The organism is Bradyrhizobium erythrophlei, assembly GCF_900129425.1.
Classification (GTDB): Bacteria; Pseudomonadota; Alphaproteobacteria; order Rhizobiales; family Xanthobacteraceae; genus Bradyrhizobium; species Bradyrhizobium erythrophlei_C.
This window is the reverse complement of the sequence record NZ_LT670817.1, coordinates 1,527,846-1,554,261: the sequence shown is the minus strand read 5'-3', so window position 1 is coordinate 1,554,261 and position 26,416 is coordinate 1,527,846. Positions and strand designations below refer to the sequence as shown.

The 26,416-nt window shown below is 62.9% G+C and carries 22 protein-coding genes; 8 read left to right on the top strand and 14 right to left on the bottom strand.

All coding sequences use genetic code 11. From position 1 onward, the window contains the following. Window positions 1-4 precede the first annotated feature (4 nt). Window positions 5-976, top strand: coding sequence for an NUDIX hydrolase (locus B5527_RS07355; RefSeq protein WP_079600707.1), 972 nt, complete (start codon window positions 5-7; stop codon window positions 974-976). A gap of 199 nt (window positions 977-1,175) precedes the next feature. Here B5527_RS07355 and B5527_RS07350 read toward each other — a convergent pair whose 3' ends face one another. After that, on the bottom strand, window positions 1,176-1,760 hold the full coding sequence (locus tag B5527_RS07350) for a hypothetical protein (protein ID WP_079600706.1): 585 nt from the start codon (window positions 1,758-1,760) through the stop codon (window positions 1,176-1,178). 938 nt (window positions 1,761-2,698) lie between these two features. Here B5527_RS07350 and B5527_RS07345 point away from each other — a divergent pair. Both B5527_RS07345 and B5527_RS43545 read left to right on the top strand, forming a co-directional pair. Beyond that, entirely contained in the window at window positions 2,699-3,310 is a 612-nt protein-coding gene (locus B5527_RS07345; RefSeq protein WP_079600705.1) for a hypothetical protein, read from the top strand. 98 nt (window positions 3,311-3,408) lie between these two features. Beyond that, complete coding sequence (locus B5527_RS43545; protein WP_154072066.1) at window positions 3,409-3,990, top strand: hypothetical protein; 582 nt, start codon at window positions 3,409-3,411, stop codon at window positions 3,988-3,990. A 419-nt stretch (window positions 3,991-4,409) separates the two neighbouring features. Here B5527_RS43545 and B5527_RS07330 read toward each other — a convergent pair whose 3' ends face one another. Beyond that, window positions 4,410-5,396, bottom strand: coding sequence for an MDR family oxidoreductase (locus B5527_RS07330; RefSeq protein ID WP_079600702.1), 987 nt, complete (start codon window positions 5,394-5,396; stop codon window positions 4,410-4,412). Between the two features lie 43 nt (window positions 5,397-5,439). Further along, window positions 5,440-6,690: an MFS transporter gene (locus B5527_RS07325; RefSeq protein ID WP_079600701.1), complete on the bottom strand. Its 1,251-nt coding sequence runs from the start codon at window positions 6,688-6,690 to the stop codon at window positions 5,440-5,442. 397 nt (window positions 6,691-7,087) lie between these two features. On the opposite strand from B5527_RS07325, the gene nadA reads away from it, so the two are divergent. From nadA to nadC, 3 genes are read left to right on the top strand one after another with little or no spacing between them, the layout of a single operon-like run. After that, entirely contained in the window at window positions 7,088-8,200 is a 1,113-nt protein-coding gene (gene nadA, locus B5527_RS07320; RefSeq protein ID WP_079600700.1) for a quinolinate synthase NadA, read from the top strand. A 28-nt stretch (window positions 8,201-8,228) separates the two neighbouring features. Further along, window positions 8,229-9,839, top strand: coding sequence for an L-aspartate oxidase (locus B5527_RS07315; RefSeq protein WP_079600699.1), 1,611 nt, complete (start codon window positions 8,229-8,231; stop codon window positions 9,837-9,839). Between the two features lie 12 nt (window positions 9,840-9,851). Further along, a complete protein-coding gene (nadC, locus tag B5527_RS07310; RefSeq protein ID WP_079600698.1) occupies window positions 9,852-10,730 on the top strand; it encodes a carboxylating nicotinate-nucleotide diphosphorylase in 879 nt (292 codons plus the stop codon). Window positions 10,731-10,732: 2 nt separating this feature from the next. Here the strand turns inward: nadC and B5527_RS07305 are convergent, their stop codons facing one another. The 3 genes from B5527_RS07305 to B5527_RS07295 form a co-directional block, all read right to left on the bottom strand. Further along, window positions 10,733-12,196 carry a cell wall hydrolase gene (locus B5527_RS07305; protein ID WP_079600697.1) on the bottom strand — a complete coding sequence of 488 codons (1,464 nt, stop codon included), beginning with the start codon at window positions 12,194-12,196 and terminating at the stop codon, window positions 10,733-10,735. Window positions 12,197-12,596: 400 nt separating this feature from the next. After that, window positions 12,597-15,479, bottom strand: coding sequence for a pyruvate, phosphate dikinase (gene ppdK, locus B5527_RS07300; protein WP_079600696.1), 2,883 nt, complete (start codon window positions 15,477-15,479; stop codon window positions 12,597-12,599). Window positions 15,480-15,569: 90 nt separating this feature from the next. Next, complete coding sequence (locus B5527_RS07295) at window positions 15,570-15,725, bottom strand: DUF3096 domain-containing protein (RefSeq protein ID WP_079600695.1); 156 nt, start codon at window positions 15,723-15,725, stop codon at window positions 15,570-15,572. A 241-nt stretch (window positions 15,726-15,966) separates the two neighbouring features. Here B5527_RS07295 and B5527_RS07290 point away from each other — a divergent pair, with 241 nt between their 5' ends. Beyond that, the gene (locus B5527_RS07290) at window positions 15,967-16,332 is read left to right on the top strand and encodes a DUF1236 domain-containing protein (protein WP_079607133.1); all 366 of its coding nucleotides are present in this window, start codon (window positions 15,967-15,969) and stop codon (window positions 16,330-16,332) included. 1,081 nt (window positions 16,333-17,413) lie between these two features. On the opposite strand, the gene glyS is transcribed toward B5527_RS07290, so the two are convergent. From glyS to B5527_RS07250, 7 genes are all read right to left on the bottom strand, one after another. Continuing rightward, on the bottom strand, window positions 17,414-19,684 hold the full coding sequence (gene glyS / locus B5527_RS07280) for a glycine--tRNA ligase subunit beta (RefSeq protein WP_079600693.1): 2,271 nt from the start codon (window positions 19,682-19,684) through the stop codon (window positions 17,414-17,416). A 5-nt stretch (window positions 19,685-19,689) separates the two neighbouring features. Further along, a complete protein-coding gene (locus B5527_RS07275) occupies window positions 19,690-20,097 on the bottom strand; it encodes an endonuclease domain-containing protein (protein WP_079607132.1) in 408 nt (135 codons plus the stop codon). A 209-nt stretch (window positions 20,098-20,306) separates the two neighbouring features. After that, window positions 20,307-21,254 (bottom strand): glycine--tRNA ligase subunit alpha, encoded by a 948-nt coding sequence (locus B5527_RS07270; RefSeq protein ID WP_079600692.1) that lies wholly within the window; start codon window positions 21,252-21,254, stop codon window positions 20,307-20,309. Window positions 21,255-21,841: 587 nt separating this feature from the next. Next, a complete protein-coding gene (locus B5527_RS07265) occupies window positions 21,842-22,033 on the bottom strand; it encodes a hypothetical protein (RefSeq protein WP_079600691.1) in 192 nt (63 codons plus the stop codon). A 96-nt stretch (window positions 22,034-22,129) separates the two neighbouring features. Next, a complete protein-coding gene (locus tag B5527_RS07260) occupies window positions 22,130-23,041 on the bottom strand; it encodes a S49 family peptidase (protein WP_079600690.1) in 912 nt (303 codons plus the stop codon). 244 nt (window positions 23,042-23,285) lie between these two features. Then, a complete protein-coding gene (locus B5527_RS07255) occupies window positions 23,286-24,050 on the bottom strand; it encodes a tRNA1(Val) (adenine(37)-N6)-methyltransferase (RefSeq protein ID WP_079600689.1) in 765 nt (254 codons plus the stop codon). Beyond that, on the bottom strand, window positions 24,043-24,270 hold the full coding sequence (locus B5527_RS07250) for a DUF2007 domain-containing protein (protein ID WP_079600688.1): 228 nt from the start codon (window positions 24,268-24,270) through the stop codon (window positions 24,043-24,045). Before B5527_RS07250 ends, B5527_RS07255 begins: the two co-directional genes overlap by 8 nt. 134 nt (window positions 24,271-24,404) lie before the next feature. On the opposite strand from B5527_RS07250, the gene B5527_RS07245 reads away from it, so the two are divergent. Beyond that, on the top strand, window positions 24,405-25,415 hold the full coding sequence (locus tag B5527_RS07245) for a polyprenyl synthetase family protein (RefSeq protein ID WP_079607131.1): 1,011 nt from the start codon (window positions 24,405-24,407) through the stop codon (window positions 25,413-25,415). 106 nt (window positions 25,416-25,521) lie between these two features. Here the strand turns inward: B5527_RS07245 and B5527_RS07240 are convergent, their stop codons facing one another. Further along, a complete protein-coding gene (locus B5527_RS07240; RefSeq protein ID WP_079600687.1) occupies window positions 25,522-26,406 on the bottom strand; it encodes a 4-(cytidine 5'-diphospho)-2-C-methyl-D-erythritol kinase in 885 nt (294 codons plus the stop codon). Window positions 26,407-26,416 lie beyond the last annotated feature (10 nt).

Sequence of the window (26,416 nt, the reverse complement as noted above, 5' to 3'; positions counted from 1 at the left end):
CCAGATGAACGAAAAGCTTCTGACGCCGATCGAAATCGGGCTGACCGCGGCCATCGTCGCGATCGAAGGCAACGAGCCGCTGATCCTCACCGCCTCCGGCAGCGACAGCGACAAGCTCGCCGGGCTTCCGTTCGGCCCGTTCGATGCGGTCTCCCACCGCACCTTCGAGATCGGCCTGCGCGCCTGGGTGGAAGAACAGGCGGGATTGCGGTTGGGTTACGTCGAGCAGCTCTACACGTTCGGCGATCGCGGACGGCACACCGAGGCCGGCGACACCCACGTCGCGTCGATCGGCTATCTCGCGCTCACGCGGGCGGTCGACAATGCCTCGCGTGCGCCCGGCGCGACGTTCGAGCCCTGGTATCGGTTTTTTCCCTGGGAAGACTGGCGGGAATCGCGGCCCGAGATCATCGAGCGCGATATCTTTCCCGAACTCTCGCGTTGGGCCGCCGAGAGCGAGCAACCCGGCACCATGCGCGCCCTCAGCCGCAAGGATCGCGTGCGGCTGTATTTCGGAACCGAGGGCGCGCATTGGGACGAGGAGCGCGTGCTCGACCGTTACGAGTTGCTCTACGAAGCCGGATTGATCGAGGAAGCGCGACGCGACGGACGCCCCGCGGCGCTGGCGCGCAAGTCGATTCCGAATCTCGGCGCATCGATGCGCTTCGACCACCGCCGAATCCTGGCCACGGGAATCGCCCGGCTGCGCGCCAAACTGAAATACCGTCCGGTCGTTTTTGAACTTTTATCGCCGGAATTCACGCTTACCGAGTTGCAACGGACCGTGGAAGCGATCTCTGGGCGGCATTTGCACAAGCAGAATTTCCGCCGGCTGGTGGAAGCCGGTGCTCTGGTCGAACCGACCGGCGTGCTGTCGACACAAACAGGCGGCAGGCCGGCTGCGCTGTTTCGCTTCCGGCGCGAGGTATTGCAGGAGCGGCCCGCGCCGGGCCTTCGCGTGCGCGGCCGGCGCTGAAGATATGACCTGCGCGGCTAGCTCCGCTACCAGGTGGCTTCAGACTCAGGGCTCTCGAATTCAGATCCCTGATCGGAAGCGCCCGAATCGCAGCCATGGCTAATTCGAAAAAAAATTGCGACACTACGGCGTGGCGTAGCGGTCAGCGGTTCGATTGAATTTGTTGGTATGCCGCGCCGGCCAATGCCGGCCGCCCCGGTCAGTCGGTCGAGCGGCGGAGTTCGGGAGCACTTTCCGTTTTCGCCGGTTCGGATTTGATCTCGGATTTGACCGGCTCGATTTTGGCGCTCCCGACCTGCGGGGTCTCGACGCGCACGGACACTTCGACAGAACCGGTGCGCTCCCGCGCATGCAGCGAACGCGGCCGGGCCACCGCCCGCGCCATCAGCATCTGTACCGCGCCCTGATGATGGAAATCGCAGTAGGCGAAGCCCATGCCCGAGACCGAACCACGGAAGTTATGGTCGTCTTTCTTGTCGAGATTGAAGCACGGCTCGAATGGGAGGCCCTTGATCGACGCACAGACGGCCTGGCCGCGGACCTGGAGCGTATTCCCCGGCAGCCGCACGTGGCGAATGGGACCGGAGCCGGAAAATTGTACCGCGCCAGCCGCACCCATGTCATCGAGCACCCGGCCCGCACCGCGGGTACCGTCGAAGCAGGTAAACGCGAACACCTTGCCGGATACGAACCTGCGGGCCTCATCGGCGTTCATCTGTCCGGCCAAAGCGGGCGCTATCATCGCTCCGGCCGTAACGGCCCCCAACACGAAACGCGCAACCATGCTGTAACTCCGACTTACCGAGCAGGGGCAACCGCCTGATATTTCTTTACCCGCTGCTTACCATACCAACCGTGGCAACAATGAGCTACCAGCCTAGTGACCTCATTGGCCTAAGTACCCTGTGGCGTCTACTGACGCCCCCCACCGAACTAGGACCGATTAACCTCGTTTCGACAACAGGTTGTGATTGGCCTTAGTCGATGGCAAAAAGCTGGCGTAAACTAGCCATTAACTATGAAGATTGACTTAAAGTCAGCGTGTCGCCCTAGAGCAACATCGCCCCAAGATCGCAGACCATAGCGGGAAACATGACCGAGACCGTCACTCGACTTATCGGCAGTGGGCAACTTACTCTCACACGATCCTTGAGGGCCAACGGCATGAAACTAGCGGTTAATGAACATTGCCCTAACCGCATAAAGGTCGTCCTTTAGTCAAGTGAAGCAGAGCGGGCGCGAGTGACGTTTTGGCAAGTTCGCTTCCGACTCGCTCCCGGGGCACCTGATGTGGCCACGGCGGTCCCGCTAAATTTGATCCTTGGCGACCGCCGGGATTTGACCCGGACCCACCGCCAGTAAAGCGAGCATCCTACCGTTAGACCAGGTTAGTTTTGAAGCCGATTGCAGGCCGTGGCGTTCCTTTTCGAGGGGGGGGGGAGAGCAGCGGCCCATCCTTTTCGTCGCGCTTCGATGCTCGGCCGGGCTTTGAAAGACGAACCCACAGAAGGCATTTAAGGCCGCCAAGACGGCGACTCTGGAAGAATTTCCCTCTCTCCCAGATAATAAAATCACCCTAAAAACTTTCTCCAACGAAATAATCGAATAGTTTCATACACATAAAATATATTGTTGCAAAAGAACAAACAAGTTTTCGATTGTACTTGCATGGAACCCGCACTTGATCTAGATATGGCGCATTCCCTCCAAAGGAGTGCAGGAATGGCCGACGACCCTGTAGTTGCAAAAGCCTTAGAAAAGATCGCGTTCCACGAAGCTGAAACCGCGCGCCTCAAGCGCTGGGTCAACGGCTATGACGAAATGGCGGGCGAACAACCTAGGTTTGGCGATGTCGGCGCAGGGGCCGAGATGGCGGGCGGTCCCGTGAGGACGCGCGCCGGAAAGCAATGGCAGCCGGGGGATTTCTTGGGTAAGCCCTTTGCCACCGCAGCCCGCTCAATCATGCTCGCCCGCGCCGAGGCCGCAGGCGGCGGGGCGGCCCCCGCTTCGGTTGACGATATTCAGGAGGCGCTACTTCAAGGCGCTTTCGATTTCGGCACGGCCAATTCCGAGAACCAGAAGCAGAGCATTCGGATTTCGCTGGGCAAGAACAGCGTCACGTTCGTGCGCATACCGAACAGCGATCTGTTCGGCCTTCTAGAATGGTATCCCGGGCTGAAAAAGGCAGGGAAGTCGCAGCGCAAAGCTGGCGAAAAGGATCAGGGAACTTCAGCCGTCGCCGACGAACCCAACGGAGACGAAATCGCGGGTGACGAAGCGGCCGTTAGCGCGGCTGAGGCTGCACCCAAGATGCCTTGGGCGGATCAGAAATAAAAGAGGCCGCCAACAGGGCAGCCTTACTTTCTAACAAAGCCCATTTTTACTCATGGGTAGTACTTTGACCATGTTGCACGTCATTCAAGGATCGCAGTGTGAGAAGTTGGGGCAAAAAGGTAATTGACGATGTTGAGTACGATCTGACCCATCTGGACTCGGCGGTAATTGATGTGTCGGCCAAAACAGAGGCCAGCGTCTCGTTTCGAGTTCTCGTCTCCTACGGCCACCATTGCTTCGCACGCGATGTGCGCACAGGTGATCCAGATCATCATATATTTGAGGTGGGATCTGATAGGAGGTGTTTTTGCCCAGTTCGCGCCGCGCTCTCCAAAGAACTGCCTCGGCTGGTACGAGAGGCATCTGCAGGCATGGCCTTCTTTTCGGAGGGCAGGAATATGCTGATCGTGGACGACGTCCCGGGCGGTCCCTATGCGGTGTTCTTTAATGTTGAGCAGGCTCAGCAAGCGAGCTTAGACGTGATACTTTTCGTTGCGTCTGCGTATCTGAAGCCAGAATTACCCGACCGGTTACATGCTGTCCCATTTACGGCCCTGATTCAGAAGGCCAGCAACGGCCACAAGCCCTTTAGGCCGACGAAGACGAAGGCTTGGAAAAAGAAAATAGCCCCCGAGTTATCGGGAGCTATTTTGTGCGAAAACCCACTTTGCATTCGCTAGACACGAAACTCTTTCGAGCGGGGTGCTGTTTCTCCATCGCCATCAGCAACTGGATAGATAACTACCATCGCTCAATGATAGTTTCAAGAAACTTAAGAAATTAACGTTTGGAAACCCTAACAGGGCAAAAAAGTACAAGAATAAGACCGCTTTTGAATGATTTCGGGCCATTTCCGTCGCCCTGACCTACAATTGGGAAGTTTGCAGGTTCCTGCAAGGTTACCCCCTACGAAGTAAACCCGTTAGCCGCCTAAAATCATCATCCGGGTTCAATCGGCCACCCCCAACACCCGGGCGCTCTGCTGATGCCGAAGATGCGGACGCCCAAAAAAAAGTGCTGGATAATCAAGGGCTTACTAAGCTAGTTTTGGCAACGCACGGAACATTGGAGCAGGTTCGTTGGTAAAGTCTGAACGCCGTTAGAGAATTTTTACCACGATTCGACCGCGAACCTGGCCGGCGAGGATCCTGGCACCGGCGTCGATAACCCCGTCGAGACCAATTTCATGTGTAATTTCAGTGAGCTTCCCCCGATCCAGGTCACTCGCGAGCCGGGTCCAGGCGGCCTTGCGCAACTCAATCGGGCACATCACGGAATCGATGCCCAACAGACACACGCCGCGTAAAATAAACGGCGCCACCGAAGACGGCAGGTCCATGCCGGCGGCAAGGCCGCATGCGGCGATGGCACCGCGGTATTTCGTCATCGACAGAAGGTTGGCGAGCGTCGTGGACCCGACGCTGTCGATTCCGCCCGCCCAGCGCTCCCTGGCCAGGGGCTTGGCCGGCCCTGACAGCTCGCTGCGATCGATCACCTCGGCGGCACCGAGACCCCTGAGATACTCGGCCTCCGCCATGCGGCCGGTCGATGCGATGACGTGATAGCCGAGTTTGGAGAGTACCGCGGTCGCGACCGAGCCGACGCCGCCGGCGGCGCCGGTGACGACAACCGGGCCGTCCTTGGGCGTGAGGCCATATTTTTCCAGCGCGAGCACCGAGAGCATCGCGGTGAACCCCGCGGTGCCGATCGCCATCGCATCCCGCGCCGACATTCCCTGCGGCAGGCGCACCAGCCAGTCGCCCTTGACCCGCGCCTTCTCGGCGTAGGCGCCGAGATGGGTCTCGCCCATGCCCCAGCCGGTGCAGATCACCTTGTCGCCGGCCTTCCACTGCGGGTGCGACGATTGCTCGACGGTGCCGGCGAGGTCGATGCCCGCGATCATCGGAAAGCGCCGCACCACCGGCGCCTTGCCGGTAACGGCCAGGCCATCCTTGTAGTTCAGCGCCGACCATTCGACCCGCACGGTGACGTCGCCATCCATCAATTCGGCTTCATCGAACTGGGTGAGCGCGGCCGTGGTGCCCTTTTCCGCCTTGTCGATCCTGATCGCCTTGAACGTTCCCAAACGCACTCTCCGATGCTTCTTGAATTTTCAGACTCTGAATGGACTATGCCGGCTGCGCAACTGGCCGCGCCACCGGCGCTTCGACGATCGGAAGGTTGATCAGCGCCGACAATATGCCGAACAGGACCGAAAGCCACCAGATCGGGGTGTACGACCCGAACTGCTCGAACACGATACCCCCGAGCAGCACGCCGAGGAAGCCCCCGACCTGGTGGCTGAAGAAAGCAAAGCCATACAGCGTCGCCAGCCAGCGCGTCCCAAACATCAGTGCGACCAGGCTCGAGGTCGGCGGCACCGTCGACAGCCAGGTCAGGCCGGTGACGATGCCGAACGCGATCGCGGAGAAAGTGGTGATCGGAAACGAAATGAACGCCACGATCGACATCGCGCGAGCGAAATAAATCACCGACAGGATATAGCGCTTCGGGAGCCTGCTCTGCAGCCATCCGACGCTGAGCGAACCTATGATGTTGAACAGCCCGATGGTGGCAATCACCCAGCCGCCGGTCTGAACCGGTGCGCCGCGATCGACCAGGTAGGCCGGCAGATGCACGGTGATGAAGGCGAGTTGAAACCCACAGGTGAAGAAGCCGAGCACCAGCAGCACGTAGGAGCGGTGGCCGAAGGCCTCCACCAGCGCCTGCTTGAACGACTGTTGCTGCATGACCGGTCCGTCGCTCGCGGCCACGGCCGGCGTCGCCAGCGCCAGCGACAGCGGGATCACCAGCAGCATCAGGGCCGCGAACACCGTCAGGGCGGACTGCCAGCCGAAATTGTCGATCAGCGCGACCCCGAAGGGGGCGAACAGGAATTGCCCGAACGAGCCGGCGGCGGTGCCTGCTCCAAGCGCGATGCCGCGCCATTCCGGCGGCATCAGCTTGCCGAACGCCGACAGCACCAGGTTGAACGAACATCCGGACAGGCCGAAACCGATCAGAATCCCGGCGCCGAGTTCGAGCGAGGCCGGCGTCGACCCGTAGCGCATGATGGTCAGGCCCGCGGCATACATCAGCGCACCGATGCAGATCACCCGCAACGTGCCGAACCGATCGGCGATCGCGCCGGCAAATGGTTGCCCCACTCCCCACAGCAGATTCTGCACGGCGAAGGCGAGCGCGAACACGTCGCGGCCCCAGCCGAACTCGCGGCTGATGGGCTGCATGAAGAACCCGAACGTCGAACGCGGGCCGAATGTCAGCATCCCGATCAGGCTGCCGCACACCACGATCACCAGCGGGGTCCGCCAGGTGGCCGCGGTGGAGACAGGACGGGGATCGCCTTCAGTCGCGGCCATGCAAATTCCTCGAGGCTTGACACGGAAGAAACGGCGCGCGGTGCGAAAACCGCCAGTAAATCGACGCCGGGCGAAGTTAATGCATCCGCATGGAAATCCCAACCGGGATGTTGGCTAAACCTCCCGCCGCATTGCAGCGTTGCGTAGCGCGACCGGCAGCTTTGCTCATTTAACGGTCCGCGCAGCCTAGCGAAGCGGAGGGAGGCGTGTTATATGCAATTTGCTCATAATGAGTATAAGTCGGGCGTCGTATCCCCGTCGAACCCTCTGCAAGGCTGCGGGTTGGTTCGGGTCGTCGCCGCGCACCTCAGCAACCCGCCGGCCTTTTGAGGCCGGATTTCTCAGACCCCTAATATGCTCATATTGAGTATATTTTGGATTTCCAAGGGAGCCTGCCATGCCGATTGCTGGAATCTACGGTTCCGAAGATTTCGGAAACCCCCGCGGCCCGCGACCCACGGTGCAACCGCGCAACCGCGTCAGCCCGGCCGAGCGCGCCCGGGCCCTGCCGATGCCATCGCTGGAGTGGACGCCCGAGGTCGAACGCGCCACCGCGCATCTTTATGAGCGGGTCAGGAACGTGATCTCGCCGGTCGAATGGCCGTTCATGGCGCCCTACGTCAAGGCGATCAACGAGCTGAAGAAGACGCGCGGCGCGGTGATCCTGGCGCACAATTACCAGACGCCGGAAATTTTCCATTGCGTCGCCGATATCGGCGGCGACTCGCTGCAGCTCGCGATCGAAGCCACCAAGGTGAAGTCCGATATCATCGTCCAGTGCGGCGTTCACTTCATGGCCGAGACCTCGAAGATTCTGAATCCGCACAAGACGGTTCTGATCCCGGATTCGCGCGCCGGCTGCTCGCTGGCATCGAGCATCACCGGCGCCGATGTACGGTTATTGCGCGAGCGATTTCCCGGTGTGCCGGTCGTGGCCTATGTCAATACGTCGGCCGACGTGAAGGCGGAGGTCGATATCTGCTGCACCTCGTCCAACGCGGTGCAAGTGGTCGAGAGCCTCAACGCGCCGACGGTGATCTTCCTGCCGGACCAATATCTGGCGAAATATGTGGCCTCCAACACCAACGTACAGATCATCGCCTGGAAGGGCGCCTGCGAAGTGCACGAGCGTTTTACAGGCGACGAACTGCGCGCCTATCGCGAGGCCGATCCGTCTGTGCAGATCATCGCCCATCCGGAGTGCCCGCCCGATGTGCTGGCGGAAGCCGACTTCACCGGCTCGACTGCGCACATGATCAACTGGGTGCGCAACAAACACCCCAAGCGCGTGGTGATGATCACCGAGTGCTCGATGGCCGACAATGTCCAGGCCGAGCTGCCCGACGTCGAGATGGTGCGGCCGTGCAATCTGTGCCCGCACATGAAGCGGATCACGTTGCCCAAGATTCTCGACAGCCTGGTCCATCTGCGTGAGGAAGTCACCATCGATCCCCTGATCGCCGAGAAGGCGCGGCGCTCGGTGGAGCGGATGATCAATCTGAAGAACTAACATCGTCGTCCCCGCGAAGGGAAGGAACATGTTGAATCACGATCACGACGACCTTACCCGCAGCACCGACGATGTCGTCATCGTCGGCGGCGGCCTCGCCGGGTTGTTCTGCGCGCTGAAGCTCGCGCCGCGCCCGGTCACGGTGATTTCGGCAGCACCACTTGGCCAGGGCGCCTCGACGGCATGGGCGCAAGGCGGCATCGCGGCCGCAGTGGCCGAAGGCGACAGCGCCGAGGCCCATGCCGCCGATACCATCGCCGCCGGCGCCGGCCTGGTCGACGAGGCGGTGGCGTTGGGGCTGGCACGCGAAGCCGGCGCCCGCATCCGCGACCTGCTTCACTATGGCGTGCCGTTCGATCGCGACCTCGAGGGCAAACTCGCGGTCTCCCGCGAGGCCGCGCATTCCGCGCGGCGCATCGTGCACGTGCGCGGCGACATGGCCGGCAAGGCGATCATGTCGGCGCTGATCGAAGCCGTGCGCGCAACGCCCTCGATCCGGGTGATCGAAGGTTATGCCGCCGAAGCACTGCTGACCGAGGATGGCGCGGTGGCGGGGCTTCAGTTGCGTAAAGTCGGCGACGCCGCCGCGAACCGTGTGACCATGGCCTCGCGCACCGTGGTGCTGGCAACCGGCGGCATCGGCCATCTCTATGCGGTGACGACCAATCCGCCGGAAGCCAGCGGGCTTGGGCTCGCCATCGCCGCGCGCGCCGGCGCCGTGATCGCCGATCCGGAATTCGTGCAGTTTCATCCGACCGCGATCATGGTCGGCCGCGATCCGGCGCCTCTGGCGACCGAAGCGTTGCGCGGCGAAGGCGCCACCCTGATCAACGACAAGGGCGAGCGTTTCATGCTGGCGCGGCACCGGTTGGCGGAACTCGCGCCGCGCGACGTCGTGGCGCGCGGCGTGTTCGCGGAAATCGCCGCCGGCCATGGCGCGTATCTCGACGCGCGAGATGCGCTCGGCGCGCATTTCGCCGAGAAATTTCCGACCGTCTATGCGAGCTGCATCGCCGCCGGCATCGATCCGGCGACGCAACCGATCCCGGTGGCCCCGGCCGCGCACTATCACATGGGCGGCATATTAGTGGATGATCACGGCCGAACGTCGCTGACGGGGTTGTGGGCCGGCGGCGAAGTGTCGTCCACCGGCGCGCATGGGGCCAACCGGCTGGCGTCGAACTCCCTGCTCGAGGCCGTGGTCTTTGCCGCGCGCATCGCAGAAGATATCGGCGGCCGCATGATCACTAAGCCCACCCGGTTGCTGCTCACCTCGGTCCGCGAGCGAAATGGCGCCATGCCGGCGCGGTCGGAACAAACTTTTCGGTCCATGATGACCTCGCATGTCGGCGTGATCCGCGATGGCGAGCGTCTCGCGGAAGCGGTGCGGTCGTTCGCGGCCATCGAGCGGGAAACGGCCAACATCGCGCTGCGCAACATGGCCACGACCGCGCTGCTGGTCGCGGCCTCGGCCTGGGCGCGGCGCGAAAGTCGCGGCGGCCATTACCGCATCGATTATCCCACAGAGAAACCGGCGCTGGCGCATCGCACCATGACGACGCTCGCCGCGGCGCGGGAGATCGCGGCGTCACTCTCCGAGCGAACTTTAACGCGCTCTGCGCAACCGATGAACGCCTGACAGGAAAAGCACATGACAACACCAGCCTCGCTGTTGAACCCCGAAGCGTTCCTGTCGCCGCTTGCCATCGACGAGGCCGTGCAGCGCGCGCTCAATGAAGATCTCGGCCGCGCCGGTGACATCACCTCGAACGCCACCATCCCGGAGGCGACCCACGCCCATGCCATCATGATTGCGCGGCAGGCCGGCGTCATCGCCGGGCTGCCGGTGGCGCTGGCGGTATTTCAAAAGCTGTCGCCGGATCTCAGCATCCAGGCTCACTTTCGCGACGGCGCGACCGTCGCCACCGGCGTGCACGTGCTGACGATTTCGGGGCCGGCGCGCGCCGTGCTGGCCGGCGAGCGTACCGCTCTGAATTTTGTCGGCCGGCTGTCGGGGATCGCCACCCTCACCGCGGACTATGTGCGCCATACCGCCGGCACCAAGATGCGCATCTGCTGTACCCGCAAGACCACGCCCGGCCTGCGCGCGCTCGAGAAATATGCGGTGCGCTGCGGCGGCGGCTTCAACCATCGCTTCGGCCTCGACGATGCGATCCTGATCAAGGACAACCACATCGCGGTTGCCGGCGGCATCACGCCGGTGTTGAAGCGGGCGCGGGCCCATATCGGACATCTGGTCAAGGTCGAGATCGAGGTCGACACGCTGGCGCAACTGCGCGAAGTGCTCGACACCGGTCTCGCCGACGTGGTGCTGCTGGACAACATGGATATCGCCACGCTGAGCGAGGCGGTGAAGCTGGCGAAAGGGCGCGTCGTGCTGGAAGCTTCCGGCGGCGTCACGCAAGCTTCGATCGCCAAGATCGCCGCGACCGGTGTCGATTACGCTTCGGCCGGCGCGCTGACGCATTCCGCGCCGAATTTCGATATCGCGCTGGATATCGATGCCTGAATCTAGCGCCGCACCGTTGTTGGTGACAGCTCGGCCGAGCTCTTCGCCGCTTCCGCGAGCTCCGCGGAGATTTCCGCGGTTTGCGCCGGCGTTCCCCAGCTCGGGGCGTCGCTGCCGTCGCCCCACGCCCGCGGCCGATAGAAGGTGTGCACGCCGAATTTGTACGTCTTCTTCATTTCGCTGACCCAGGATGGGTGCACCCAATAGGCGTGGTAATGCGTCGACTTGGCGACTTCCGGCAGCCAGAGCTGGCCGTCGAGCATCGCCTTTGAGATTTTTTTGGCGCGGTCCCACATGTCGGGTTCGCGCACGACGTCGGCCACGTTATCGCAGGCAAACGTAAACTGGCACGCGAGGTGGTGGTTCTTGTTCTGGTAGACCACGCCGCATACCGTGGTCGGATAGAAGCCGGAGAACGCGCGGTTCATCACCACCTGCGCCACCGCGATCTGGCCGCGCACGGCTTCGCCGCGGGCCTCGAAATAGACCGCTTCGGCGAGGCATTTCTCCGATTTGGCGCGCGCCTTCGCGTCGAACAGGCCGAGGCGCTCGGCCGGGGTCTTGGCACGCTGGTTGTCGGAGTTGACTTCGCCCTTGGCCGCGATGCTCTCACCGCTTTCGACGGCGTTGTCAGTTCCCTTGGCGTCCGCGGCTGGCGGCAGCGATGCCATCACCTTCATGTCGGGATCGGGGAGCGCAGGCGGCGTGACGATCGAGGGCTCTTCGCCAGGCTGCCAGCGCTCGATGCTCTCCACCTCGCCGCCGAGCGAGGAACTGCCGAAATACAGGCTGGCGGTCTTCACCGAGAAGCCGTCATGCGAAGCGGCCGGCTCGAGCGGTATCGCCGTGGCATCGGGCGCGACTTTCAGATCGTCGAGCGGCTGGGCTTCGAGCGACATCGAAACATCGTATTGGGCGAGCGGCGGCGCGCTCAGCGCCTCCTGCAGTTCGGGATCGAGCGGCGCGGGTTCGACAGGCGCCGTCGCGGCGGCGGTTTTGGCTCCGGCCACCGAGGCGTTGGAGGTCGACGGATCCTCGTTCGCAGGCGTGGAGCCAGCTGGCGCTGCCATCTCGGGCGGCGCGATGACCAGGCGGTCGCCCTTCAGCGTACGATCCACCCTGGGAAAGTCGGACGCCTGATAGCGCGGCGGCGGCTGCACGATCGGATTGCGCGTCACCGAACCCGTGATGTCGTTGCCCTGGTTGTCGAGGCTGGCCAGAAGATAGGTCGCGGTATGCGGAACCGAGGTTCCGATCGGACGGCCGAAGCTGTAGGTGGCGACCTGGATGGTGCTGGCGGCGGAGAACACCCGCTTCTGCCAGCGTTCGGCGACGCCCGGCTGCCGGGCCAGCAGCGAGGCGATATCCTGATATCCGATCTCTGTCGGGATCAATGCGAAGACGCAAAGACCAAGGCCGAAGGACGCGAAACGCACGCCCTTCGGCCGGTTACGCAATACTGACATCGATACGCTCACGCAACGCTACAGGCACAAAATCGAACCCCAGTACATCCGTGCAATTCGATCTTTTTTGGTGTTATCGAATTTAGGTTGCGAGGGAGTTAATCGGCGTGGCGCGCGCGATACAGCCAAGAAATCACGGCGGTTTACCTGATCACATCGAAAACCTTGGTAAACAGGCGCTCGAATAAAGTGGTAAATATCCGGTCAACGAAAATGATGAAGAAAAATTTTGCGGGGCGTTCTGAAATTTTTCCCGCGCATCATTACGGGATTGCTTCGTCATGGCCGGGCTCGTCCCGGCCATCCACGTCTTCTTTCACGCGCCCCCGCAAGACGTGGATGCCCGAACAAGTCCGGGCATGACGCTGTCTTTGTTGATCGTCGGACGCGAAGCTGAATCTCACGCCTGGCTGGCGACGGCCTTGCCGAGTGCGGCCTGCGCCGCGGCCAGCCGTGCGATCGGCACGCGGTAGGGCGAGCACGAAACGTAATCCAGTCCGATCTCGTGGCAGAACGCGACCGATGCGGGATCGCCGCCATGCTCGCCGCAGATGCCGACCTTGAGATCGGGGCGGGTCTTGCGCCCGCGCTCCACGCCGATCTTCACCAGTTCGCCGACGCCGTCGCGGTCGACCGAGACGAACGGATCGATCTCCAGGATTCCCTTGGCGATGTAGATGCCGAGAAAACCGGCGGCGTCATCGCGGCTGATGCCGTAGGTGGTCTGGGTCAGGTCGTTGGTGCCGAACGAAAAGAATTCGGCGGTGCTGGCGATATCGCCGGCCATCAGGCATGCGCGCGGCAGCTCGATCATGGTGCCGACCTGATAGGCGAGCTTGGTCCCGGTCTCCTTCATCACCGACTGCGCGGTGGCGTCGATCCGCGCCTTGACCAGGTCGAACTCCATCTTGGTCGCGATCAGCGGCACCATCACCTCGAGGCCGACGGCCTTGCCGGTGCGCTTTTGCGCTTCGACCGCCGCTTCGAAGATCGCGCGCGACTGCATCTCGGCGATCTCGGGATAGGCGATGGCGAGGCGGCAGCCGCGGAAGCCGAGCATCGGATTGAATTCGGCGAGGTCGCGGGCGCGATCGGCCAGCCGCCGCGGATCGGTATTCATCGCGCGCGCGACTTCCTCGATCTCGGCCTGGGTATGCGGCAGGAACTCGTGCAAGGGCGGATCGAGCAGCCGGATCGTCACCGGCAGGCCCTTCATGATCTCGAACAGCTCGACGAAATCGGCGCGCTGCATCGGCAAAAGCTTCGACAGCGCGGCGCGGCGGGCCTGTTCGTCCTCGGCCAGAATCATCTCGCGCACGGTGCGAATTCGGGTCTCCTCGAAGAACATGTGCTCGGTGCGGCAAAGCCCGATGCCCTCGCCGCCGAACTTGATCGCGGTGCGCGCATCGTCGGGCGTATCGGCGTTGACGCGAACCCCGAGCTTGCGGACCGAATCGGCCCAGCCCATCAGCGTGCCGAATTCGCCCGACAATTTCGGCTCGATCATCGGCATCCGCCCGGCCAGCACCTGGCCCAGCGACCCGTCGATGGTGATGACGTCGCCGGTCTTGAAGGTGCGCGTGCCGATGCTCATGGTGCCGCGGCCGTAATCGACGCGGATGGTGCCGCAGCCGGAAACGCAGGGCTTGCCCATGCCGCGCGCGACCACCGCGGCATGCGAGGTCATGCCGCCGCGCGTGGTCAGGATGCCTTCGGCGGCGTGCATGCCGTGAATGTCTTCGGGACTGGTCTCGATCCGCACCAGGATGACCTTGCGGCCATCGGCCTGCAGTTTGGCCGCCTCGTCGGACGAGAACACGATTTCGCCCGCGGCAGCACCCGGCGACGCCGGCAGGCCGGTGGCAATGACATCGCGCTTGGCGGCGGGATCGATGGTCGGGTGCAGCAACTGATCGAGCGACGCCGGATCGATCCGCGACACCGCATCTTTCTTGCTGATCAGGCCTTCATTGGCGAGTTCGACGGCGATGCGGAGCGCCGCCTTCGCGGTGCGCTTGCCGCTGCGAGTCTGCAGCATCCACAGCTTGCCCTCTTCGACCGTGAACTCCATGTCCTGCATGTCGCGGTAGTGTTTTTCGAGCTGCGTGTAGATCCGCGTCAGCTCCTTGAACGCCTCGGGCATCGCGGTTTCCATCGACGCCTTGTCGGAACCGGATTCCTTGCGCGCATATTCGGTGATGTCCTGCGGGGTGCGAATCCCCGCCACCACGTCCTCACCTTGCGCGTTGATCAGGAATTCGCCGTACAGCTTGCTCTCGCCGGTCGAGGGATTGCGCGTGAACGCCACCCCGGTCGCCGAGGTCTCGCCCATATTGCCGAACACCATCGCCTGTATGTTGACCGCGGTACCCCAGGATTCCGGAATGTCGTGCAGCCGCCGGTAGGTCACCGCGCGCGCGTTCATCCACGACGAAAACACCGCGCCGATCGCGCCCCATAATTGCGCGTGCGGATCCTGCGGGAAATCGTTGCCGGTCTCGCGCGCCACCGCATCCTTGTAGCGGCCGACCAGATCGACCCAGTCGTCGCCGGTCAGGTCGGTGTCGAGCGTATAGCCCTGGCTGTCCTTGAAGGTATCGAGGATGTCCTCGAAGTGCGAATGCTCGAAGCCGAGCACCACGTCGGAATACATGGTGATGAAACGGCGATAGCTGTCATAGGCGAAACGGCGATCGCCGGACATTTCGGCCAGTGCTTCGACTGTGGTGTCGTTGAGACCGAGATTGAGCACGGTGTCCATCATGCCCGGCATCGAGGCGCGGCCGCCGGAGCGCACCGAAACCAGCAGCGGATTTCTCGAATCGCCGAACGCCTTGCCGGTCAACTTGCCGACATGATCCAGCGCTTTTTCGACCTGCGCCTTCAATGCGGCAGGATAGGATTTGTCGTGCGCATAAAAATACGTGCAGACCGACGTCGGAATCGTGAAGCCGGGAGGCACCGGCAGTCCGAGATTGGCCATCTCGGCGAGATTGGCGCCCTTGCCGCCCAGCAAATCGCGCAGGCCCGCTTTGCCTTCCGCCTTGCCGTCGCCGAAGGTGAACACCCATTTGCCGGATTTCGCCACATCCGCCCCAATCTTGCCTGGGGCGGGCTTGCCGGCGACAACCTTGCTCTTGCCCGCTGGCTTCGGCACCGCTTTGGCCGGGCTCTTCTTGAGTGCCTTGCGGGCGCTGACCGCCGGCGCGGCTTTCGCCCCGGCGGATCCGGATGACTTTGATTTCGCTGCGATTTTTTTGGTCTTCGCTACGGCTTTGGCCATGACTGCAAATAATCCGCGAGAGGAGAGGAAGTTGCGCGCCTTACACCACTTTGGTGAGTTCCGCGCAAGGCAACAAGGCGCGTTTTGACGCTAGATATGAAGCCATCTGAGCAGTCCGAGGCCGATCAGGCCGTTGAGAATCAGAAAGATCGCCACCACCAGATTGAGCAACCGCGGCATGATCAGAATGAGCAGGCCTGCGATCACGGACATGATCGGTGAAATGTGGGCAACCGTAAGGGTCATCTGGAATCCTGTTCGCTACAGCGCTGTGGGAAAAAGTCGAATCGAGGCCCGCATTTTATCCCCATGCGCGGTTCCACGATAGGAGACGCTTGTCGTCCGCATGAGTTCCGGCGCCGGCGAAAAATGCCGTAAATTGCGGCGGTCACAACCGCATGTTCCGGGGAACGATGCCGCGCGCGATGAATTGGGTGGGATTGCGCGCCGGCGCGAGCGGGCGCGTTTCATCGCGAAGGAGCTAATCATGCGGAGCAAGATACTTGCCATTGCAGCGATCGCGGGCGCCATCAGCGCGCCGATCGCGGCACAGGCGCAGAGCGAAATCACCACCGGCCTCGTTCGCGGAGGCCCCGTGATCGTCTCCGACGAGGCCGGCGGCATCGCCATCGATCAGCGGCCGGCGTTCCGCGAATACATTATTCGCGAACGGGTGCCGAACTACGCGATTCCGGATCAGGTTGTGGTGGGCGGCGTGCTGCCGGAAACCGGCGTGACCTATTACGACGTGCCGCAGACCTACGCCGTCACGCCCTATCGCTACACTGTGGTCAATGGCCGCACCGTACTGGTCGAACCGCGCTCGCGCCGCATCGTTCAGGTCGTCGAGTAAATCAGCCCAAGCGAATTGTCCGGGGCGCTGCAACGGCGACCGGACATCAAGGCCTCGCCCGGTTTCCCCCCCGCCGGGCGGGGCTTTTGTTTTGTCCGTTTCTTTGTGAACGCACACGTCCCTGCACAAAGCACGCCTTCATCATGAGACGGTGAGAAAAGATGCAAATTTCAGCAGTCAGTCATCACCAGACACAGCTTCGCGATCTCGCCGCATGTTGTGCGCGAGGTTTGCCATCATCATCGGCCCTCTCCAATCAGAGGGCGCAGGGAATGCCGGGCGCCCGATGCACCCGCAGCCTCGTGTGCGCTATGGGTAGTAAGTATGCACACGAGTATTCACAGCGAGTTTACCGGAATCATCCGGCATTCCCCGCGCAATGGTTTACGGCTTATGCCGTGCTCTCCCCGGTGATCGGCTTTCTTGCCACCGTCGCCTGCGGATAATTTCCGCAAACTTGACGCCAGCACCGAGGCGTCAGGACCACACGTCTTCGCCGTCCGCGTTGGCACCGCCCGTCAAGCGCGCCGCCGCGTCCACCGCACCCCGCCCCGCGTCCGTGACGTTCGCGAAACGCCCCTCTGAGTGGAACAGGATGGCGATGGATATAGGCTGATTTGCGCTTTCGGAAAAACAGAATATTTTTGCAAAGGGGGCTAGACACGCCGGTTGAAAAATTGCCTGTCGGGCAAATCAGTCCGGCTTTCAGGCCAGCGAATGCAATGAACCCTCATCCTGAGGAGCGGCCTCTTGGCCGCGTCTCGAAGGATGGCTGCGAGTCAATATGTTGCGTCCATCCTTCGAGACGCTTGCGGAGTTTATCATCGGGCCGCGCTTCGCGCGGACCCGGTGGCAAGCTCCTCAGGATGAGGTCCGTGTTCAGGCTCTAAGGAGCGCGCCCCCGCGCGTCGCGAAGGATGTGCCGCGCTCCGTGTCGCAGTTCACCGCGAACGTAATGAGCCAATACCCGTCATGGCCGGGCTTTGACCCGGCCATCCACGTCTTACTTGAATGAGAAGACACGTAGATGCCCGGCACAAGGCCGGGCATGACGCATGAGAGAGTGCGCTCGCGCGGAAACTCAATCCTGTATCCTGGAAAAATCCGCCACCGCGCGTGTGGCGGCGCGGATTTCGTTCAGCAGCTTCAGGCGATTTTCGCGCACGCTGGCGTCGTCGTCATTGACCTTCACCTTGTCGAAGAACGCATCGACCGCCGGGCGCAGTTTTGCCAGCGCGGTCATCGCACCGGCGAAATCTTCCTTGGCGACGGCAGCGCTGGCTTCCGCCTTCACCTGGTCGATCGCTTTCGCGAGAGCCTTCTCTTCATCGAGACTATAGAGCGCCGCGTTCGGCGCGCCGTCATAGGCCTTGCCGTCCTTCTTTTCCTCGATGCGCAAGATGTTCGCGGCGCGCTTGGTGCCCGCGAGCAGGTTCTTGCCGTCGTCGGTATCGAGGAATTTTCCCAGCGCTTCGACGCGACGGACGACCATGAGGAGGTCGTCCTGGCCTTCGAGCGCGAACACGGCGTCGACGAGATCGTGGCGCGATCCCTGCTCGCGCAGTTGCACTTTCAGACGGTCGGCGAAGAAAGTAAGAAGCTCGCCTGGAATTTTACCAGAATCCACAACTGGGTATTTTGTACCGGTATCGAGCAAACCTGAAATCGCGAGTTCGGCAGTTTTCAACATTGATAGTCGAAGACCGTTTTCGACTATCAACCTGATCGCACCCAATGCCGCACGTCTCAACGCATACGGGTCCTTGCTCCCCGTCGGCTTCTCGTCGATCGCCCAAAACCCAACCAGCGTGTCGATCTTATCCGCCAGCGCCACAGCAACTGACACCGGATCGGTCGGCACGCGATCGTTCGGTCCCTGCGGCTTGTAGTGCTCCTCGCTCGCGGCGGCGACGGAAGCGTCCTCGCCCTGCGCCAGCGCGTAGTATTTTCCCATCAGGCCCTGCAGCTCCGGGAATTCGCCGACCACTTCGGTCAGCAGATCCGCCTTCGCCAGATGCGCGGCGCGTTTTGCCTTTTCGACATCGGCGCCGACCAGCGGCGCGATTTCGGCGGCCAGCCGTTTGATTCGCGCGATGCGTTCGGCTTGCGTCCCCAGCTTTTCATGAAACACGATGTTCTCGAATTTCGGCAAGCGATCTTCGAGTTTTGTCTTGAGATCGGTCTCGTAGAAAAACTTCGCGTCGCTCAGGCGTGCGCGGATCACGCGCTCGTTGCCGGCGATGATGGCCTTGCCGCCGTCGGACGCCTCGATGTTGGCGGTGAGGATGAACTTGTTGGTGAGGACTTCCCCCCTCCCCCCGCTGCCTGCTTCACCTCTCCCCGTTGGGGAGAGGTCGGCACGCAGTGCCGGGTGAGGGGGGTCGATCGCATGAGAGTTTCCAGCCCCCTCACCCGCCGTCGCGCTGGCGCGCGCCTTCGACCTCTTCCCGGCGGGGAGAGGTGAAGCAGGCTGCCGCACCACAAAACATTTTTGGTTGTTGCGAATGGTGGCGCGGATCACCTCGCCCGGAATTGACAAAAATTCCTCGTCGAACGATCCCATCAGCACGACCGGCCATTCGACCAGTCCCGAGACTTCGTCGAGCAGGCCCTGGTCTTCGACCAGTTCGAAATTCTGCGCCTGCGCCAGAGTCCTTGCGTCGGTGGCGATGGTGTCCTTGCGGCGCTCGGGATCGAGCACGACCTTCGCTTCCAGCAGTTTCGCTTCGTAATCCTCGAACCGGCGCACGGCGATCGGCGCCGGCGCCATGAAGCGGTGGCCGAACGTGGTCTGGCCGGCTTCGATGCCGTCGACGGCGAATTTCACGACGTCGGGCTCCTCGGTCTCCAGACCGAAGGTGGCGACGATGGCATGCAGCGGCCGCACCCATTGCAGCGCGCCCGGCCGCGCCGAACGTTCGCCCCAGCGCATCGATTTCGGCCAAGGGAAGGTGCGGATAATCACCGGCAGCATGTCGGCGAGCACGTCCGACGTGGCGCGGCCGGGCTTTTCGATCAGCGCGACGTAGAAATCTCCCTTCTTCGGATCGCGCTGGATCTTTGCCTCGTCGAGCGACGCAAGGCCGGTGGCCTTGAGAAAGCCCGCGATCGCGGCTTCCGGGCCGCCGACCCGCGGGCCCTTGCGCTCTTCCTTCAGGTCCGACTGACGCACGGGAATGCCGTGCACCGTCAGCGTCAGCCGCCGCGGCGTCACGAACGCCTTGGCGCCTTCATAGACCAGGCCCTCGGCGACCAGTTTATCCGTCACCATGCGGCGCAGATCCTCCGCCGCCTTCGCCTGCATCCGCGCGGGAATTTCTTCTGAGAATAGTTCGAGGAGAAGATCGGGCATTGGCTCTACTCCCCTCCCCCCGCTTGCGGCGGGGAGGGGTCGGGGGTGGGGGGTCTATCAGCATTCACTGCTGTACCGATCGCCGAGAGAACGCTGGGCATGTTCTCGAAGACCTCGTTATTCCAGAACCGCAGCACGCGATAGCCGTTTGCTTCGAGATACCGGGTGCGTGTCTCGTCCGACGTATTGTCAGAGTGCTGTCCGCCGTCGAGTTCGATGACAAGCTTTAGCTGGTGGCTGGCGAAATCGGCGAAGTAAGGACCGATCGTCGCTTGACGTCGGAAGTGGTGCTCCTTGAACGGCGGCAGGCGAAGATGTTGCCAGAGTTTTTTTTCGGCTTCGGTCGCGTCTCGACGCAAAGCGCGTGCGCGGGGCACGCGGTGGTCGACAGCACGCCGCGTTCCCCGTGTCATCCACCCCCCACCCCCGACCCCTAAGAGCGAGCTTCGCTCGTCTCGACCCCGCCACGCGCTTCGCGCGCGGGGGGAGGGGAGCAGGTTGGCGCTCGCTGCAATTTTCAAATCCAAAATCAAACTTTCTTAATCTAGCGGATTCGTGCGACATCGCAGACCGCCTTTCACCCCACCCCGCTCGCCCAAGCATGGGCGAGCGACCCTCCCCCTCAAGGGGAGGGTAAAGAACCCGCCCCGCCCGCTTCGGTATGCATCCAGGCCTCGCCGCAGGCCTTGGCCAGTTCGCGCACGCGCATGATGTAACTTTGCCGCTCGGTCACCGAGATCACGCCGCGGGCGTCGAGCAGGTTGAAGGCGTGGCTGGCCTTGATGCACTGGTCGTAGGCTGGCAGCGCCATCAGATGCGCCTCGCGCTTGCCGTCTTTCCAGCCGGCCTCGAGATATTTTTTGCAGGCTTCCTCGGCCATGGCGAATTGCTTGAACAGCATGTCGGCGTCGGAATATTCGAAATTGTGCCGCGAATATTCCTGCTCGGCCTGCAGGAACACGTCGCCATAGGTGACCTTCTCGGCGCCTTCGCGGCCATTGAAATTAAGATCGTAGACGCGGTCGACGCCCTGCACATACATCGCCAGCCGCTCCAGCCCGTAGGTGAGTTCGCCGGCCACCGGCGCGCATTCGACGCCCGCGACCTGCTGGAAGTAAGTGAATTGCGACACTTCCATGCCGTCGCACCAGCATTCCCAGCCCAGTCCCCAGGCGCCGAGCGTCGGGCTTTCCCAGTCGTCCTCGACAAAGCGGATGTCGTGCAGCGCGCTATCGACGCCGATGGCGGCGAGCGACTTCAGATAAAGGTCCTGAATGTCCGGCGGCGACGGCTTCAGGATCACCTGGAACTGGTAATAGTGCTGCAGCCGGTTGGGATTTTCACCGTAGCGGCCGTCCTTCGGCCGCCGCGAGGGCTGCACATAGGCCGCGTTCCAGCGTTTCGGGCCGAGCGCGCGCAGCGTGGTCGCCGGGTGAAAGGTGCCCGCCCCCACTTCCATGTCGTAGGGCTGCAGGATCACGCAGCCGTAGTCCGCCCAAAAACGCTGCAGCGTCAGGATCAATCCCTGGAACGAGCGTTCCGGGCGCATGTGCGGAGGCAGGGAGTCCATCGTTCGATTCTGATTTCGTCTGATTTCGCTGGAGGCGCGGCAAGCGCGCGGGACCGTATCGGCGGGGAGACGGGGAATCAAGGCGATGGCCGGGCGGATTTGCCGTCAAAATGCCGGCGGAGGCCCCAATTGCACTCCCGAACGTAACACTCCGCTAACCACGGCGGCAATGTTTGCGCCGCTACGACGCCGATCGTTAGCAACTGGACGCTATCCCGGTGGAACCGCGGAGACCGATTCGGGAGACTGAGACGACTGGCCTTCCGAAGATGGTGCTCCGGAGTTCGTGATCCTGCTCGATTGGATTGTGAAAAACAAAAACCGGGGGCGTCCGATAAGAAGAACCACCTCCAAGCTTGCTCGCCGGTCTCATGGGTGGTGCCTCACCCCGAGACCGGCGCAAGTGTTTTTGGAGGCTAACTTTTCCCGATGGTGAGCAGCACGTCGGAGTTTATCATCGGGCCGCGCTTCGCGCGGACCCGTTGGCGCGTCTCGAACCATGGCGGCCCGTGACCATCCTTCGAGACGCAAGCTTGCGCCCGCACCAGCGATAACGGCGAAGCCGTTACGCAGGGATGGATCAGCAATCAGCCCGGACGATAGGCGCCGGTGCTGGGGTCCCGCCGAAGCGTCGGAATTTCGTTCGATCTGGCGGCTTCGGCGACCCGCGCAAGGCGAGCCTCTTCCAATTCCCTGTTGACCCTCACGGCTGTCCGGTAGGCCCAGCGGACCACGGCCAGTCCACCCAGGGCGCCCGCGAATGCGATCAGCGGCGGCATCGGTCGATCCTTGTCGTTTATGCGTCACGCCCCGTTACATATTGTTGCGCAAGCCGACCCAACCCGCAACTCAACCAAATGGCATAACCGCCGCCCCTAAAACCCGAATTTCGCCCAAATTGCCCGGGTCTCCAGCGCCGAAATTACCTCATCGGGCAGACCCGCCAGGCCGTCCAGCGAGGTCAGGGTTCCCGCACCGGCCGATTTGCGGCCGAGCAGGCCCGACAACAATCCCGTCGCCGGCGCGATCACCGGGGTCAGCACCTTGTCGCCGTAGCGCGCGCGCAGCGTCGAGCGCAGATCGGCGATGGCATCGGCGAGGCCCAGCGACACCGACGTTTCTCCGGCCCAATATTCGCCGGTGAACAGCACATCGTCGGCGCCCTTCAACCGCGCGCCCCGGCTTTGCTTCACCAGCGCGATGAAGATGGCGTGGATCTCGCGCTGGAGCGCCTTGACGCGCGCGACGTCATCAGGGTTTTCGGGCAGGAACGGATCGAGCATCGCCTTGTGCGCGCCCGCCGTATACAGCCGCCGTTCGACACCGATCCTTTTGATCAGCTCCTGAAATCCGAAGGTGCCGCCGACCACGCCGATCGAGCCAAGGATCGAGGACGGATCGCAGAAAATCTCGTCGCCCGCGCAGGCGATCATGTAGCCGCCGGATGCCGCGACATCCTCGACGAATACCAGCACCGGCAGTTTCTTTTCCGCCGCGAGCTGCCTGATCCGCAAATAGATCTGGCGCGACTGCACCGGCGATCCGCCGGGCGAGTTGATCACCAGCGCGATCGCCTTGGCGTTCCTGGTGGCAAAGGCACGCTCGAGCGTCCTGGCGATGCCGGCAAGCGACATGCCCGGCCGCAGCGGCGTCACCGCACCGATCACGCCGGACAGTCTCACCACGGGCACCACCGCGGTTCCACGCCGCAGCCGCGCCGGAAGGAATCCCATCAGCCTGTCGAACAGGCCCGGCCATCGCCCACGAATATCCATTTGTTCCGTCATACTGTTACCCCGAATTAACTGTATCTTATCACGCGCATGTCATTGAAGCGGTGGAACGCCTTTTGCATCGCGGTCTTTAACAGACTGCAAGGGCGCAGCGGAGAAAGACATGAAGATCTACCTGCTGATGGCACTGATCGGTACGCTTTTGACCGCTGTTCATTTCACTTCGGGGCCGAAACAACCCTCCAAAACGCTTCCGCAATAACCGGCTGCGCTCAAAGCCAGGGCGATTGAGCGGACGTCAGGGTATTGCCAGCGGCAATACCCCCTTCCCGGCGAGAATTTCCTGCACCTGTTTATTAGGCACTCCTGACTCATCTTTGAGCAGCAGCGCCGCATGCATTCGGGTCGGCGCCTTTCCACCCTTGATAGCGCAAATCAGCACGCGAATCGCCGGTGTCGCCGCGTCGCTATGGACCGGCAGAATGGCGAGGCTGCCGAAGCCGCGGTCGAGCGCCGCCAACAGCTCGACGAGGCCGTCCGCGCGCCAGATCAAACTGAGGACGCCGCCGGATTTCAGAATTCGGCGGCCCGCGTGAATCCAGCTTTCAAGCGTCGCAACTGTGGCCACGTGCGCCAGCTCGCGGGTCTTGTCCGGCGAGGCGCGATGCCGGGCCGGATCGTTGAACGGCGGATTCATCAGGACGACGTCGACGCCATCGGGCGACAGCCCAGCTGCTGCAAAGGCCGCGGCGGTGGATGTCACGTCCAGCACGATCACATCGGCCGCGATCGCATTCGCGGCGGCGTTGCCGCGGGCGAGATCCGCAAGCCCCTGGTCGATCTCAACCAGAGCTAGTTCGATTCCGGCCACGCGTCTGGCGACCGCGAGACCGGCGGCGCCGACACCGGCGCCGAAATCAACCACCCGATCGCCTGAACGCGCCGGTGTCGCTGCCGCCAGCAGCATGGCGTCGTGGCCGGCGCGGTGACCCGACTTTCGCTGCCGCAGCCGCAGCTGGCCGCCGAGAAACGCATCCTCGGTAAATTCGCCGGAATCAGTCATCGGCCCGCAATTCGTGGGCGAGGCCGGCATCGGCCAGGAGCTGACGCGCCTGCCGGTTATCGTCGTCATGGACCAGAATCCGGCGCGGCAGGACTCCGAGCGAGCCTTCGATGATGCTCATATTCTGATCCAGCACCAGATGATGGATGTTGGCGCCATCGAGCAGCGCGCCGACCGCCGAAACCAGCACCATGTCGTTGGTCCGGACCAATTCCCGCAATTGGGTTCTCCTTTGCCGACCTGCCGTGAGCGCCGGGAAGGCGTGTCAACGGCTTGATGCCCTTGCCGCGTTCCCTCGCACTTTCTATTGTTATAACCAAGGATAGAGCGAATTGGGCAAAAGTGGAGACCAGCGTGGCGGTTATTGTTCCCTTCGAGAGCCCAGCAAGCGCTTCGATCGATGAGCTGGTCGGGCTTGTCGCCGCCGATATGGAGCGCGTCAACGCGACGATCCTGTCGCGGACCGGCTCGGAAGTCACCATGATCCCCGAGGTCGCCAACCACCTGATTTCCTCAGGGGGGAAGCGGCTGCGTCCGATGCTGACGCTGGCGATGGCCAGCCTCACCGGCTATTCCGGCGATGGTCATATCAAGCTCGCGGCCTCGGTCGAGTTCATGCATACCGCCACCCTGCTGCATGACGACGTGGTCGACGAAAGTGAATTGCGGCGCGGCAAGCTGTCGGCGCGGATGCTGTGGGGCAACGAGGCCAGCGTTCTGGTCGGCGACTTCCTGCTCGGGCAGGCGTTTCGCATGATGGTCGAGGTCGGCTCGCTGCGCGCGCTCGACATTCTATCGTCTGCCGCGGCGACCATTGCCGAGGGCGAGGTGATGCAGCTGGCGGCGGCGAAGAACACCGCCACCACCGAGGACGAATATCTCGCTGTGATCCGCGGCAAGACCGCCGAGCTGTTCGCGGCGGCCTGCGAGGTCGGCCCGGTCATCGCCAACCGGCGCAAGGCCGAACAGACCGCATGCCGCTCGGTCGGCATGAATCTCGGCATCGCTTTCCAGCTCGTCGACGACGTGCTCGACTACGGCGGCAAAGCTGCAAAACTCGGCAAGAACATCGGCGACGATTTCCGCGAGGGCAAGATCACGCTGCCGGTGGTGCTGGCGTTCCGCCGCGGCAACGATATCGAGCGCGGCTTCTGGATCAGGGCGCTGGAGCGGGGAGAGATCGGCGACGGCGATCTCGATCACGCCATCGGCCTGATGACCAAGCATCGCGCGCTCGAGGACACCCTCAACCGCGCCCAGCATTACGGCGCGATGGCGGTCGACGCGCTGGCGCTGTTCCCGGCCTCCGCGATGAAGACCGCGCTTGAGCAGGTGGTGGCCTTCTGCCTGGCGCGGTCGCATTAGCGAAATCCGTCATGGCCGGGCTTGTCCCGGCCATCCACGTATTCTTATGAACTCTGTAAAGACGTGGATGCCCGGGACAAGCCCGGGCATAACGGACTCTATCGCCCTAGCTCAGCAGCCCCGCATGCACCCACCATTGCGGATGGTTGAGCTGAATTTTCTGCGCCGCGCGCTGCGCGTCCGCGGTGTTTTCAAAGATCGCAAAGCAGGTGGCGCCCGAGCCCGACATCCGCACCAGCCAGGCCCCGTTGGTGGCGCTGAGCGCCGAGATCACGTCGCCGATCACGGGCTGAATGCGCGTCGCCGGCGCTTCGAGGTCGTTGGAACTGGCCGCAAGCATTTCCACCCAGTCTTCGACCGAGGAGCCCGCTTCCGGCCAGGCGGGCGCGCGGATCACGTCGCTGGCGCCGACCAGCAGTTCGCCGTTGCGCAGGCCCAGCGCCCGAAACACGTCCTTGGTCGCCACGGGAATGCGCGGATTGACCAGCACGCACGGCATTTTCGGCAAGGTGAGCGGCAACAGCGTTTCGCCGACGCCGGTCATCACGCAGGCACGCGAGGCGAGGCACACCGGGACGTCGGCGCCGGTCAACTGCGCGACCTCGAGCAGGCGGGTGTCGTCGATGGCAAGACCGTTGGCCCGCGCCAATAGTCGCAGCGCCGCGGCGGCGTCCGCCGAACCGCCGCCGATTCCGGCTGCGACCGGCAGCACCTTGTCGAGCGTGAACTCGCCGAGCCGCAGATCGGCAACGCGATCGCCGAGCAATTGCGCGGCCTTGAACACAAGATTGTCGACGGTCTCGCCACAGGCTTCCGCAAGCGGCCCGGTGGTCGTGAGACGGAGTTCGGGACCGTCCGCGAGACTCAGGCGGTCGGCGCAGTCGGCGAACGCCACCACGCTTTCGAGGTCGTGATAGCCGTCGACGCGGCGCCCAACCACCCGCAGGGTCAGGTTGACCTTGGCCCGCCCGTCCTCAGTCAGCGCTAGCATTGGCGAGCAA